Source organism: Pseudomonas sp. ES1 (assembly GCF_050586605.1).
GTDB lineage: Bacteria > Pseudomonadota > Gammaproteobacteria > Pseudomonadales > Pseudomonadaceae > Aquipseudomonas > Aquipseudomonas sichuanensis.
On sequence record NZ_JBOBDM010000069.1, the window covers coordinates 13,893 to 27,243 of the forward strand.

The following is a 13,351-nucleotide window of genomic DNA, read 5'->3' on the forward strand; positions in this document are numbered from 1 at the left end:
TCATCACGGGTAACGCCGGGATTAATCGTCGAGGCGCTCTTCGAGTTGGCGCACTTCTTGGGCGAGCTTGTCGAGGAACTGCATGCGGCGCATCAGGCGTTCGGCCTGGTCACGCTCAGCTGCAACATCCCAGCAGGCGGCGAAATCCTCGTTCAGCGTGTCCTGGGCGGCCTTGAGCCGCTTCTTGAACACGGCCACGCCGTCGAGATCGGCTTCGTCCTGCAGCTCTTCGAGCTCTTCGCGCCACTGCATCTGCTGCAACAGGAAGGCCGGGTCGTGCACGGTGACTTCCTGGGGCACTTCGTGGCCACCGATGGCCAGCAGGTAACGGGCACGGCGCGGTGCGCTGCGCAAGGTCTGGTAGGCGTCGTTCAGGGCCGCCGACTTTTCCAGGGCAACGCGCTGTTCGCGCTCGGAGGCATCGGCGAAGCGGTCCGGATGGACCTCACGGGCCAGCTCGCGGTAGCGGGTGGCCAGTTTGTCGAGGTCCAGGCGGAAGCTCGGTTGCAGGTCAAACAGTGCGTAATGACAAGGAGTACCCACGGCCAGCCTCAAACGTTGAAGCTTTCGCCGCAGCCACATTCACCGCGCACGTTGGGGTTGTTGAACTTGAAGCCTTCGTTCAACCCTTCCTTGACGAAGTCCAGCTCGGTGCCGTCGAGGTACACCAGGCTTTTCGGGTCGATGATGACCTTCACGCCGTGGTTCTCGAACACCTGGTCTTCTTCGGCCAGCTCGTCAACGAACTCCAGCACGTAGGCCAGGCCCGAGCAACCGGTGGTGCGCACGCCCAGGCGAATGCCTTCACCTTTGCCGCGCCCGTCGAGGGAGCGGCGAATGTGGTTGGCGGCGGCTTCTGTCATGCTGATGGCCATCGGAACTCCTTACCTTGCAACAGGCGACTTAGACCAGGCCTTTCTTCTGCTTGTAATCGCGAACGGCTGCCTTGATGGCATCTTCGGCGAGCACGGAGCAGTGGATCTTGACCGGCGGCAGTGCCAGCTCTTCAGCCAGCTGGGTGTTCTTGATGGTTTCGGCTTCGTCCAGGGTCTTGCCCTTCATCCACTCGGTGGCGAGGGAGCTGGAGGCGATGGCCGAACCGCAGCCGTAAGTCTTGAACTTGGCGTCTTCGATGATGCCTTGCTCGTTGACCTTGATCTGCAGACGCATCACGTCGCCGCACGCTGGAGCGCCGACCATGCCGGTACCGACATCCGGGTCCTCGGCGTTCATCTTGCCGACGTTACGTGGGTTTTCGTAGTGGTCGATGACCTTTTCACTGTATGCCATGGTGCAATTCCTTCCTCATCAGGGAGCCGCTCTTGCCGGCGACTGCTTAGTGGGCGGCCCACTCGATCTTGGAGATGTCGACGCCGTCTTTGTACATGTCCCAAAGGGGCGACAGCTCACGCAGTTTGTTGACGGCCTCGCAGACTTTCTGCGCGGCGTAGTCGACTTCTTCTTCGCTGGTGAAGCGGCCGAAAGAGAAGCGGATCGAGCTGTGCGCCAGTTCGTCGTTGCGGCCCAGGGCGCGCAGGACGTAGGACGGCTCGAGCGAAGCGGAGGTGCAGGCCGAACCGGACGAAACGGCGATGTCCTTGAGCGACATCAGCAGCGACTCGCCTTCGACGTAGTTGAAGCTCAGGTTCAGGTTGTGCGGTACGCGGGCGGTCTGGCTGCCGTTGACGTACAGTTCTTCGAGGTCGGAGACCTGCTTGAAGAAGCGGTCGCTCAGGGCCTTGATGCGCACGTTTTCGCTGGCCATTTCCTGCTTGGCAATGGCGAAGGCTTCGCCCATGCCGACGATCTGGTGGGTTGGCAGGGTGCCCGAGCGCATGCCGCGCTCATGGCCACCGCCGTGAACCATGGCTTCCAGGCGTACACGCGGCTTGCGGCTGACGTACAGCGCGCCGATGCCTTTGGGGCCGTAGACCTTGTGCGCCGAGAACGACATCAGGTCGACCTTCAGCTTTTGCAGGTCGATTTCGACCTTGCCGGCCGACTGGGCGGCATCGACGTGGAACAGCACGCCGCGCGAGCGGGTCAGTTCGCCGATGGCGGCGATGTCGTTGATCGAGCCGACTTCGTTGTTCACGTGCATCAGCGAAACCAGGATGGTGTCGTCACGCAGGGCAGCTTCGACCATGGCCGGGGTGACGATGCCGTCATCGCCTGGCTCGAGGTAGGTGACTTCGAAACCTTCACGCTCGAGCTGGCGAGCGGTGTCCAGGACCGCCTTGTGCTCGATCTTGGAGGTGATGATGTGCTTGCCCTTGGTCTGATAGAAGTGCGCCACGCCTTTGAGGGCGAGGTTGTCGGACTCGGTGGCACCGCTGGTCCAGACGATCTCGCGTGGGTCGGCATTGATCAGCTCGGCCACCTGGCGACGGCCATTCTCGACCGCTTCTTCGGCTTTCCAGCCAAACACGTGGGAGCGCGAGGCCGGGTTACCGAAGTTCCCGTCGACCAGCAGGCATTCGGCCATTTTCTGGGCCACACGTGGATCGACCGGCGTGGTCGCGGAGTAATCGAGGTAGATCGGCAACTTCATTGAGTATCTCCTATCAGGCGTTGGCGTCGCTCGGCGCTGAATTTCAGTCGACGGCGGACGTCTCAATCTTGTCCAGCATGGCGGTACGGCCTGCAACACGGCGCAGGTCCTGGCGCTGGGCGACTTCTTGCACCTCACGGCGCTTGACGAGGTCGGCCAGGCTGATGCCACTGAGGAATTCATGGATCTGCTGGCTCAGGTCACACCACAGGTGGTGAGTCAGGCAGGTATCACCGGCATGGCAGTCGCCCAGGCCCTGGCAGCGGGTGGCATCGACCGATTCATTGACCGCGTCGATGACTTGGGCCACCTGGATGGTTTCCATGCCGCGCGACAGCTGGTAGCCGCCGCCCGGGCCGCGAACGCTGGATACCAGGCTGCTGCGGCGCAGCTTGGCGAACAGCTGCTCCAGATAAGAAAGGGAAATGCCCTGGCGCTCGGAAATATCGGCCAGTGACACCGGCCCATGCTGCGCGTGCAACGCCAGGTCAAGCATGGCGGTCACGGCGTATCGGCCTTTGGTAGTCAGTCGCATGGCGTATGGTTACCACGGGAGTTACAGAATGTGTGCGAGTATGCGATTCCCGAGCATTTAAGTCAACTATTAGACCTAGTGCTTTAGTCGGGTATGCATGCGGGAGGCGGGCGCGAGTGTAGCAGACGAGGGGCGCGAGCACACGCCCCTTGTGTCGGGCTGGCGGAATCAATGCGGCTGAGTGTCGCCCTGCTTCAGCTCTGCGCAGGCATTGGCGAAGTCATCGGCGGGCAGTGCCGGCAGCTCCTTGGCACAGTAGTCACTGCCCATCCTGGTCAGGGCGCCACACATCCCCTCCAGGCGCTCGTCGACTGCCTGCAAGTGGTCGAGCATCTGGCCGATGGCCCTGGCCACCGGGTCAGGCATGTCGCCGCTGACGCCATAGGCGTCGAAACCGATCTTCTCGGCCATAGCCTTGCGCTTGGCTTCGACGGCATCGTCTTCGCTCTTGACGATGATGCGCCCCGGGATGCCCACCGCCGTGGCACCGGCCGGCACCGCCTTGGTGACCACGGCGTTGGAGCCGATCTTGGCCCCGGCACCGACCGTGAACGGCCCCAGCACCTTGGCGCCCGCCCCCACCACAACGCCGTTTTCCAGGGTCGGGTGGCGCTTGCCTTTATTCCAGCTGGTGCCGCCCAGGGTTACGCCCTGGTACAGCGTCACGTCGTCACCGATCTCAGCGGTCTCGCCAATGACGATGCCCATGCCGTGGTCGATGAAGAAACGCCGGCCGATGGTCGCACCCGGATGGATCTCGATACCGGTCATCCAGCGCCCGAAGTTCGACACCAGGCGAGCCAGCCATTTGAAATCGCGCTTCCACAGGGCATTGCCCAGGCGGTGCAGCCAGATGGCATGCATGCCCGGGTAGCAGGTCAGGACCTCGAAGGCGTTGCGCGCCGCCGGGTCACGATGGAAAACACTTTGAATATCTTCACGCAGACGCTCGAACATCGTTCAGTCCTTCCGTTTATGCGGCTCGCCCCGGACGACTTTCTGGGTCTCGGTGAGGATGCCGCGCAAAATGCTCATTTCCGTACGCTCGACCGAGCTGCGCCCATATAGCCGACGCATGCGCGGCATCAGGTGCTTGGGCTTGGCGGGGTCGAGGAAGCCGATGTCCACCAGGGTTTTTTCCAGGTGGTCATAGAACAGCTCCATTTCGTCCATGGTCGCCAGCTCATTGGCGTCCGCCTTCTCGACCTTGGGCGCCACGCCCTGCACTGCCAACGAGGCCATGCGCACCTCGTAGGAGAGCACCTGGACGGCGGCGGCCAGATTCAGCGAGCTGAAGTCGGGATTGGATGGAATGTGCACGTGGAAGTGACATCGCTGCAGTTCTTCGTTGGTCAGCCCGGCATGCTCGCGACCGAACACCAGGGCGATTTCCTCGCCGGCCAGGGCATGTTCCACCGCCTTGGTGCCGCACTCCCGGGGGCCGATCAACGGCCAGGGGATGCTGCGCTCGCGGGCGCTGGTGCCCATCACCAGGTTGCAACCGACCAGTGCCTGCTCGAGGCTGTCGACCACCAGGGCACTGTCGAGCACATCGTCGGCACCCGAGGCGCGCGCCGAGGCATCGGCGGCCGGGAATTCTTTTGGCTGCACCAGCACCAGACGCGCCAGGCCCATGTTTTTCATGGCACGCGCAGCGCCGCCGATATTGCCGGGGTGGCTGGTATTGACCAGAACAACACGAATATTTTGCAGCAAGGTGTTGTGCTCACAGACGCGGATGAAGAAGGTTTCGATCTTACAGAACCGACCAGCGTAACGCCATGAAAGCAAATGTGACACTTCTTCCGTCAAAGATTTCTGCTAGAATGTGCGGCTTTCTTCTTTAACATCTCCAGGTGACCTTCCCATGCAGCCTATGCTGAATATCGCCCTGCGCGCCGCTCGCAGCGCCAGTGAACTGATTTTCCGCTCCATCGAACGCCTGGACAGCATCAAAGTCGACGAAAAGCAGGCCAAGGACTATGTGTCCGAGGTCGACCGCGCCGCAGAGAAGGTCATCGTTGATGCCCTGCGCAAAGCCTACCCGAACCACTCGATCCAGGGCGAAGAGACCGGCCTGCACGCCGGCACCGGCGAAGAAGGCAAGGACTACCTGTGGATCATCGATCCTCTGGACGGCACCACCAACTTCCTGCGCGGCATCCCGCACTTCGCCGTCAGCATCGCCTGCAAATACCGCGGCCGCCTGGAGCACGCCGTGGTCCTCGACCCGGTTCGCCAGGAAGAATTCACCGCCAGCCGTGGCCGTGGCGCCCAGATCAATGGCCGTCGCCTGCGCGTCAGCTCGCGCACCAGCCTGGAAGGCGCCCTGCTGGGCACCGGTTTCCCGTTCCGTGACAACCAGCTGGCCGACCTGGACAACTACCTGGGCATGTTCCGCGCACTGACCGGCCAGACCGCCGGCATCCGCCGCGCCGGCTCCGCCAGCCTGGATCTCGCCTATGTGGCCGCCGGCCGCTTCGATGCCTTCTGGGAGTCGGGCCTGTCCGAGTGGGACATGGCTGCAGGCGTGCTGCTGATCCAGGAAGCAGGCGGCCTGGTGAGCGACTTCAACGGTGGCCATGACTTCCTCGAGAAGGGCCATATCGTTGCCGGCAACATCAAGTGCTTCAAGGCCGTGCTGACTGCCATCCAGCCGCACCTGCCGGAGAGCATGAAGCGCTAAGCGCCGATTGCCGAGCACAAAAAAGCACCTCTTGAGGTGCTTTTTTTATGCCGCTTTTATGGGAAATCGCTAGCACAGATTAACGCGTGGGAGCGGGCTTGCCCCGCGATGGGGTGTATGGCACCGGCTTCGCCGGTGATCGCGGGGCAAGCCCGCTCCCACGCTGTTGCTGCTAACCGATTAAATCCATAAGAGCGCCCGGCAAACGGCTCACTGCCCCGCCTGGTTCTCGCTCAGGATCAGCTTGCCGTTCTTGTCCACAGGGATGGTCGAGCCCGGCTCGTGATTCATCTTCACCTTGCCCACCTGGTCACCGAGGGAATAGGTGACGTTGTACCCCACCACCTTCTCGCTGATGTCGTTGACCGTGCTGCAGCGGGTCTGCATGGTCGTGGTGGTGTCACGCTCCTGCATGTATTCCTGGGTCTTGTTGCCCGCGTAGCCACCGCCTACCGCGCCGGCGACCGTGGCGATCTTCTTGCCGGTACCGCCGCCGATCTGGTTACCCAGCAGACCACCGGCAATGGCTCCGACCACGGTACCGGCAATCTGATGCTGGTCCTTGACCGGTGCCTGGCGGGTCACAGCGACCTCCTTGCACACCTCGCGCGGTGTCTTCACCTGCTGCTTGATTGGCTGCACGTCGGTGACCTGGGCGTATTCAGGGCCCTTGTTCACCAAGCTGTAGGTCGCTACAGCACCTCCGGCAGTCACACCGACAGCACCCAGTACCGCACCCACCAGCATTGATTTATTCACCTGAACCTCCTGATCTTTCTTACGGGTTCCAGCCCGCTTTCTCCCAGCCTTGGAGCAAAAAAAAAGGCGCGAGTTCAACACTCGCGCCTTTGATTACGCCGAACGGCGTTGAACGATCGTTTACGGACGCTCGTCCACGCCCTCGTTCTTGGCCGGCGGGATCAGGTCTTCACTGCTCAGGTTCAGCCAGATCAGCACCACGTTGGCGATGTAGATCGACGAGTAGGTGCCCGCCATGACGCCGATGAACAGCGCCAGGGAGAAACCAAACAGGTTGTCGCCACCGAAGAACAGCAGCGCCGCGATGGCCAGCAAGGTCGACACCGAGGTGGCGATAGTGCGCAGCAGGGTCTGGGTGGTCGAGACGTTGATGTTCTCGATCAGCGAAGCCTTGCGCATCACCCGGAAGTTCTCACGCACCCGGTCGAACACGACGATGGTGTCGTTGAGCGAGTAACCGATGATCGCCAGTACCGCTGCCAGCACCGTCAGGTCGAAGGTGATCTGGAAGAACGACAGGATACCCAGGGTCACCACCACGTCGTGGATCAGCGAGACGATGGCACCCACGGCGAACTTCCACTGGAAGCGGAACGCCAGGTAGATGAGGATGCCGCCCAGGGCCAGGAGCATGCCCATGCCGCCCTGGTCGCGCAGCTCTTCACCCACCTGCGGGCCGACGAACTCGACGCGCTTGAGGGTAGCCGGGTTGTCACCGCCGGCCTTCTGCAGCGCCGCCGCGACCTTGTTGCCCAGCAGCGGGTCATCGCCCGGCATGCGCACCAGCAGGTCGGTGGTGGCGCCGAAGCTCTGCACCACGGCCTCGTGGAAGCCCGACTCGACCAGCTCGGCACGGACGGCCTTGAGGTCTGCAGGGCGCTCGTAGGTCAGCTCGATCAGCGTACCGCCGGTGAAGTCCAGGCCGAAGTTCAGACCCTTCTGCCACCAGCTGAACAACGCCAGTACGGTGAGGAGCACGGTAATGGCGAATGCGACATTGCGCACGCCCATGAAATTGATGGTTTTCATCGCAGCTCCCTCAAACCCACAGCTTCTTGATGTCACGCCCGCCACAGGTCAGGTTGACCATGGCGCGGGTCACCATGACGGCGGTGAACATCGAGGTGAAAATCCCGAGGGACATGGTGACCGCGAAGCCCTTGACCGGGCCGGTACCCATGGCGAACAGGATGCCGCCCACCAGCAGGCTGGTCAGGTTGGCGTCGATGATCGCGGTGTACGCACGGTTGAAGCCTTCGTGGATGGCACGCTGCACCGACATGCCCGCTTTGAGCTCCTCACGGATACGCGAGAAGATCAGTACGTTGGCGTCGACCGCCATACCCATGGTCAGCACGATACCGGCGATACCCGGCAAGGTCAGCGTGGCGCCCAGCAGAGACATCAATGCCAGCAGCAGCACCATGTTGCCCGCCAGGGCGACAGTGGCGATCACGCCGAAGCCGCGGTAGATGGCGATGATGAACAGCGAGACGAACAGCATGCCCCACAGGGATGCATCGATACCCTTGGTGATGTTGTCGGCACCCAGGCTCGGGCCAATGGTACGTTCTTCGGCGAAGTACATCGGCGCAGCCAGACCACCGGCACGCAGCAGCAGGGCCAGCTCGGACGATTCGCCCTGGCCGTTCAGGCCGGTGATGCGGAACTGGCTGCCCAGCGGCGACTGGATGGTCGCCAGGCTGATGATCTTCTTCTCTTCCTTGAAGCTCTGGACCGCAACGTCTTTCTCGACGCCGTTGACTGTCTGCTTCTCGTAGTGAGTGACCGGCTTCTGCTCGATGAAGATCACCGCCATGCTGCGCCCGACGTTGGAGCGGGTAGCGCGGCTCATCAGCTCGCCGCCGTGGCCGTCGAGGCGGATATTCACCTGCGGGCGACCGTGCTCGTCGAAGCTGGCCTGGGCGTCGGTGACCTGGTCACCGGTGATGATCAGGCCGCGCTCGACCGGGGCAGAGCGGCCGCCTTCGCGGAACTCGAACACCTCGGTGGTGGCTTTGGACGCACCCGGCTCGGCGCCGAAGCGGAACTCCAGGTTGGCGGTCTTGCCGAGGATACGCTTGGCTTCGGCGGTGTCCTGCACACCCGGCAGCTCGACCACGATGCGGTTGGCGCCCTGGCGCTGTACCAGCGGCTCCGCCACGCCCAGCTCGTTCACACGGTTGCGAACGGTGGTCAGGTTCTGCTTGATGGAGTATTCGCGGATTTCGGCGACCTTGGCCTGGGTCAGCGCCAGGCGCAGCACGGCGAGCTCGTTGCGCTCGGTGGTGGTCAGTTCGAAATCATTGAAATTCTTGCGGATCAGGCTGCGGGCCTGTTCGCGGGTAGCGTCGTCGGCGAAGCCCAGCATGATGCCGCCATCCTGCTGAGGCAGGCTGCGGTAGCGGACGCGCTCTTTGCGCAGCAAGGTCTTGACCTCGCCTTCGTAGACTTTCATGCGGGCAGTCATGGCCTTGTCCATGTCCACTTCCAGCAGGAAGTGCACACCACCGGACAGGTCCAGGCCCAGCTTCATCGGGCTGGCACCCAGATTGCGCAGCCACTGCGGGGTGGTCTGGGCCAGGTTCAGGGCCACGACATAGTCATCGCCGAGGGCCTTGCGCGCCACATCCTTGGCTGGCAGCTGGTCTTCCTGGTTGGTCAGGCGCACCAGCGCACTGCCCTTCTCGCCCAGGTTGCCGCCTTTCACCGCGATGCCGGCATCGGTCAGCGCCTTGGTGACGCGATCGAGGTCAGCCTGGCTGACATGCAGCGCGGAGCTGGCGCCGCTGATCTGTACCGCCGGATCATCCGGGTAGAGGTTGGGTGCGGAATAAATAAAACCGATCGCCAGTACCACCACGATCAGCAGGTATTTCCACAGAGGGTATTTGTTCAGCATCACGCCGCCCGTTCAAGACGCGGGGCGCTTTGCGCGCCCCGACTGGAAAAATGAAACCGGTAACTCAGATAGCCTTGAGCGTACCTTTTGGCAGGGTCGCGGCAATCGCGCCCTTCTGGAACTTCAGTTCGACGGTGTCGGACACTTCCAGAACCACGAAATCATCGGAAACCTTGACGATCTTGCCGGCGATGCCGCCGTTGGTGACAACTTCGTCACCCTTCTGCAAGTTGCTCAGCAGGTTCTTCTGCTCTTTGGCGCGCTTGGCCTGTGGGCGCCAGATCATCAGGTAGAAGATGACCAGGAAGCCGACCAGGAAGATCCACTCGAAGCCGGTACCGGCTGGGCCGGCGGCAGGGGCTGCAGCGTCCGCGTAGGCGGCGGGAATCAAGAAGCTCATTGTGCACTCCTAATGCAAATTTTCTAATAATGGATGCAAACAGTCAGTCCAAAGGCGGCACAGGGAGCCCGCGTTTGGCGTAGAAGGCGTCGACAAAGGCGGCCAATTTACCCTGTTGAATAGCCTCGCGTAAACCGGCCATCAAGCGCTGGTAATGGCGCAAGTTGTGGATGGTATTGAGCATGCTGCTCAACATTTCGCCGCACTTGTCCAGGTGGTGCAGGTAGGCGCGCGAGAAGTTGGTGCAGGTATAGCAATCGCAGGTCGGATCCAGCGGCGATTCATCATGACGATGGAACGCATTGCGGATCTTGATCACCCCTGTGTCGATGAACAGATGGCCGTTGCGCGCATTGCGCGTGGGCATCACGCAGTCGAACATGTCGACGCCGCGGCGCACACCCTCTACAAGATCCTCCGGCTTGCCTACCCCCATAAGGTAACGAGGTTTGTCAGCCGGCATCTGGCCTGGCAGGTAGTCCAGCACCTTGATCATCTCGTGCTTGGGCTCACCCACCGACAGGCCACCGATGGCCAGGCCGTCGAAGCCGATGTTGTCCAGGCCCTCCAGCGAACGCATGCGCAGGTCCTGATACATGCCGCCCTGGACGATACCGAACAGCGCCGCGGTGTTGTCGGCGTGGGCGTTCTTCGAGCGCTGGGCCCAACGCAGCGACAGCTCCATCGAGGTACGCGCCACGTCGTGCTCGGCCGGGTACGGCGTGCACTCGTCGAAGATCATCACGATGTCCGAGCCCAGGTCGCGCTGCACCTGCATGGACTCTTCCGGGCCCATGAACACTTTCGAGCCATCCACGGGCGAGGCGAAGGTTACGCCCTCCTCCTTGATCTTGCGCATGGCGCCCAGGCTGAACACCTGGAAACCACCGGAGTCGGTGAGGATGGGGCCTTTCCATTGCATGAAATCGTGCAGGCCGTTGTGCTTCTTGATCACCTCGGTGCCCGGGCGCAGCCACAGGTGGAAGGTGTTGCCAAGGATGATCTCGGCGCCGATGGCCTCGATGTCGCGCGGCAGCATGCCCTTGACCGTGCCATAGGTACCCACCGGCATGAACGCCGGGGTTTCCACGGTGCCACGGGGGAAGGTCAGCCGACCGCGACGGGCCTTGCCGTCGGTGGCCAGCAGTTCGAACGACATTCGACAGGTGCGACTCATGCTTGATCCTCTGGGCCGCGTGGCGCCGGATTGCGGGTGATGAACATGGCATCACCGTAACTGAAGAAGCGGTAACCGTTGGCCACCGCCGCCGCATAGGCAGCCATGGTCTCGGGGTAACCGGCGAAGGCCGAGACCAGCATCAACAGCGTGGACTCCGGCAGGTGGAAGTTGGTCACCAGGCAGTCGACCACATGGAACGGCCGGCCCGGGAAGATGAAGATGTCGGTGTCGCCGCTGAACGCCTTGAGCACGCCATCGCGCGCCGCGCTTTCCAGCGAACGCACGCTGGTGGTACCCACGGCGATCACCCGGCCACCACGGGCACGGCAGGCCTCGACGGCGTCGACCACATCCTGGCTCACTTCGAGCCACTCTTTGTGCATGTGGTGGTCTTCGATCTTGTCGACCCGCACCGGCTGGAAGGTGCCGGCGCCCACATGCAGAGTGACGAAGGCGCGCTCGACGCCCTTGGCTGCGATCTTTTCCAGCAGCGCCTCGTCGAAGTGCAGCCCGGCGGTAGGCGCAGCCACTGCGCCCGCACGCTCGGCATAGACCGTCTGATAGCGCTCACGGTCGGCGCCCTCGTCCGGGCGGTCGATGTAGGGCGGCAGCGGCATATGGCCGACACGCTCGAGCAGGGGCAGCACCTCTTCGGTGAAGCGCAGCTCGAACAGCGTCTCGTGGCGCGCGACCATCTCGGCCTCGCCACCGCCATCGATGAGGATCACCGCGCCTTCTTTCGGCGCCTTGCTGGCGCGCACATGGGCCAGCACGCGGTGGCTGTCCAGCACGCGCTCGACCAGCACTTCCAGCTTGCCGCCGGAGGCTTTCTGGCCGAACAGCCGCGCAGGAATAACCCGGGTGTTGTTGAACACCATCAGGTCGCCGGGGCGCAGGTAGTCGAGCAGGTCGGTGAATTGCTGGTGGGCCAGCGCGCCGCTTTGACCGTCGAGCACGAGCAGGCGGCTGCCGTGACGCTCGGCCAACGGGTGGCGGGCGATGAGGGAGTCTGGGAGTTCGAAAGAAAAATCGGCGACGCGCATGATGATGTTCGGTTCGACAGGGCCGGGAAGTTTAGCCCAATGCATGAAAATTGACCATGAAAGACGATTGACCGACCTCATGCGCCTCTCTATACTGCGCCGCGACAAGCCCTGATGGCGGAATTGGTAGACGCGGCGGATTCAAAATCCGTTTTCGAAAGGAGTGGGAGTTCGAGTCTCCCTCGGGGCACCAAAATCCAGAAAAAACCGACCTTATGGTCGGTTTTTTTGTGTCTGGGAATCGGGGAAAGTTGGGCTGACCGTAGTGGTTTCATCGCCGGCAAGCCGGCTCCCACAGGTATGTGCAATGCCTGAACCCTGCGCCGTCTACTGTGGGAGCTGGCTTGCCAGCGATGCGCCACGACAGTGACGCCCGCTTCACTGATTCAATCTTGCACCCAAGTCTTTAAGACTTTCCCCATTCCATGTAGTCCATTTCCCAAACATACTCCAAACCCCTTTCAAGCCATTGCGGTGGTCTGGGTCGGGCTCTAGTCTCGGCCGGTCGTTGCTAAATCAACGACCGGCTTTGACAGGCTGACTTGCAGATACCTCTTATGGCTTCGCCTTTCTGGCAGCTGTACGTGGGGCACCTCGTGTGCGCCGGGTTTCTCTGCTCTCGGTCTGTCAACCCGCGTATAGCTGCCACCCATTTGTTTGACAGCTAATGGTGGTAGCTCCGACTGAACTAGCGGAGAGATACACCATGATAAAAATTGTCCCCGCCCCACCGCTTTCCCCTGAGAAGCTCCACTCCCTCGAAGACCTCCTGGTCCAGATCTCGGAGAGGCTCTTCTGCGCCCTCTCCATCATCCACCTGCACACCCCGGCCCATGTCACACCCTTGGACCGAGGCCTGTCGCTGACAACCACCCACGAGATCGAAGCCGCTCGTCAATTAGCGGAGTTGGCATTGAGCAAACTGCAGGTCAAGCACTGACCTAGGGGGCGAACGCGATGAACGACTGGACTGCCGGCGTCACCGGTTTCGGTTATGGCGATGGTGAACAGCCCGTGTACGCATAGAGCGTGGTAGCCACGCCAGCCCCGCAATAGGACTATCAGGCCAACATGCTGCGGTAGGGATGGTGAAGCTCTAAACGGCCCTGTATGAGGCTCCTGGACGCCTTGTTGGCCACTGCCGCCATACGCAGCACCAACGCCTTATGCATAGAGCGTGGGAGTGGGCTTGCCCCGCGATGAGGCGGCCTAGCCAACCTGGCTGGCTGATGGGTGCTAGCGCGGGACAATCCCGCTCGCACAAATGCGCCTTACCAGGCTGGCACGGCCACAGA

The 13,351-nt window shown here is 62.2% G+C and carries 15 protein-coding genes and 1 tRNA gene; 3 read left to right on the top strand and 13 right to left on the bottom strand.

Annotation, left to right across the window (positions count from 1 at the left end; genetic code table 11):
- Positions 1-21 precede the first annotated feature (21 nt).
- From hscB to trmJ, 7 genes are all read right to left on the bottom strand, one after another.
- Positions 22-543 carry a co-chaperone HscB gene (gene hscB / locus ACQ4N9_RS23065; RefSeq protein ID WP_125465404.1) on the bottom strand — a complete coding sequence of 174 codons (522 nt, stop codon included), beginning with the start codon at positions 541-543 and terminating at the stop codon, positions 22-24.
- Between the two features lie 8 nt (positions 544-551).
- Entirely contained in the window at positions 552-875 is a 324-nt protein-coding gene (gene iscA / locus ACQ4N9_RS23070; protein ID WP_011532338.1) for an iron-sulfur cluster assembly protein IscA, read from the bottom strand.
- Positions 876-903: 28 nt separating this feature from the next.
- Positions 904-1,290: a Fe-S cluster assembly scaffold IscU gene (gene iscU / locus ACQ4N9_RS23075; RefSeq protein ID WP_010452756.1), complete on the bottom strand. Its 387-nt coding sequence runs from the start codon at positions 1,288-1,290 to the stop codon at positions 904-906.
- A 46-nt stretch (positions 1,291-1,336) separates the two neighbouring features.
- On the bottom strand, positions 1,337-2,551 hold the full coding sequence (locus ACQ4N9_RS23080; RefSeq protein WP_390968463.1) for an IscS subfamily cysteine desulfurase: 1,215 nt from the start codon (positions 2,549-2,551) through the stop codon (positions 1,337-1,339).
- Between the two features lie 43 nt (positions 2,552-2,594).
- The gene (iscR, locus tag ACQ4N9_RS23085) at positions 2,595-3,086 is read right to left on the bottom strand and encodes a Fe-S cluster assembly transcriptional regulator IscR (RefSeq protein WP_110993503.1); all 492 of its coding nucleotides are present in this window, start codon (positions 3,084-3,086) and stop codon (positions 2,595-2,597) included.
- A gap of 168 nt (positions 3,087-3,254) precedes the next feature.
- Entirely contained in the window at positions 3,255-4,043 is a 789-nt protein-coding gene (cysE, locus tag ACQ4N9_RS23090) for a serine O-acetyltransferase (RefSeq protein ID WP_125465406.1), read from the bottom strand.
- A 3-nt stretch (positions 4,044-4,046) separates the two neighbouring features.
- Entirely contained in the window at positions 4,047-4,802 is a 756-nt protein-coding gene (gene trmJ / locus ACQ4N9_RS23095; protein ID WP_390968466.1) for a tRNA (cytosine(32)/uridine(32)-2'-O)-methyltransferase TrmJ, read from the bottom strand.
- 151 nt (positions 4,803-4,953) lie between these two features.
- On the opposite strand from trmJ, the gene suhB reads away from it, so the two are divergent.
- On the top strand, positions 4,954-5,772 hold the full coding sequence (gene suhB, locus ACQ4N9_RS23100; RefSeq protein ID WP_347151079.1) for a type III secretion system regulator SuhB: 819 nt from the start codon (positions 4,954-4,956) through the stop codon (positions 5,770-5,772).
- A 210-nt stretch (positions 5,773-5,982) separates the two neighbouring features.
- Here suhB and ACQ4N9_RS23105 read toward each other — a convergent pair whose 3' ends face one another.
- The 6 genes from ACQ4N9_RS23105 to queA form a co-directional block, all read right to left on the bottom strand.
- Positions 5,983-6,531 (bottom strand): glycine zipper 2TM domain-containing protein, encoded by a 549-nt coding sequence (locus ACQ4N9_RS23105; RefSeq protein WP_125465407.1) that lies wholly within the window; start codon positions 6,529-6,531, stop codon positions 5,983-5,985.
- Between the two features lie 120 nt (positions 6,532-6,651).
- A complete protein-coding gene (gene secF, locus ACQ4N9_RS23110) occupies positions 6,652-7,560 on the bottom strand; it encodes a protein translocase subunit SecF (protein ID WP_390968468.1) in 909 nt (302 codons plus the stop codon).
- A 10-nt stretch (positions 7,561-7,570) separates the two neighbouring features.
- On the bottom strand, positions 7,571-9,433 hold the full coding sequence (gene secD, locus ACQ4N9_RS23115; protein WP_125465408.1) for a protein translocase subunit SecD: 1,863 nt from the start codon (positions 9,431-9,433) through the stop codon (positions 7,571-7,573).
- A gap of 64 nt (positions 9,434-9,497) precedes the next feature.
- Positions 9,498-9,833 (bottom strand): preprotein translocase subunit YajC, encoded by a 336-nt coding sequence (yajC, locus tag ACQ4N9_RS23120; protein WP_008092587.1) that lies wholly within the window; start codon positions 9,831-9,833, stop codon positions 9,498-9,500.
- A gap of 43 nt (positions 9,834-9,876) precedes the next feature.
- Positions 9,877-10,992, bottom strand: a complete 1,116-nt coding sequence (gene tgt / locus ACQ4N9_RS23125; RefSeq protein ID WP_167409821.1) for a tRNA guanosine(34) transglycosylase Tgt — start codon at positions 10,990-10,992, stop codon at positions 9,877-9,879.
- A gap of 14 nt (positions 10,993-11,006) precedes the next feature.
- Entirely contained in the window at positions 11,007-12,056 is a 1,050-nt protein-coding gene (queA, locus tag ACQ4N9_RS23130) for a tRNA preQ1(34) S-adenosylmethionine ribosyltransferase-isomerase QueA (protein ID WP_153787465.1), read from the bottom strand.
- 108 nt (positions 12,057-12,164) lie between these two features.
- Between queA and ACQ4N9_RS23135 the strand changes: the two genes are divergently transcribed.
- Together ACQ4N9_RS23135 and ACQ4N9_RS23140 are read left to right on the top strand one after the other, a co-directional pair.
- A tRNA-Leu gene (locus ACQ4N9_RS23135) sits at positions 12,165-12,249 on the top strand.
- A 513-nt stretch (positions 12,250-12,762) separates the two neighbouring features.
- Complete coding sequence (locus tag ACQ4N9_RS23140) at positions 12,763-12,996, top strand: hypothetical protein (protein ID WP_390968471.1); 234 nt, start codon at positions 12,763-12,765, stop codon at positions 12,994-12,996.
- Positions 12,997-13,351 lie beyond the last annotated feature (355 nt).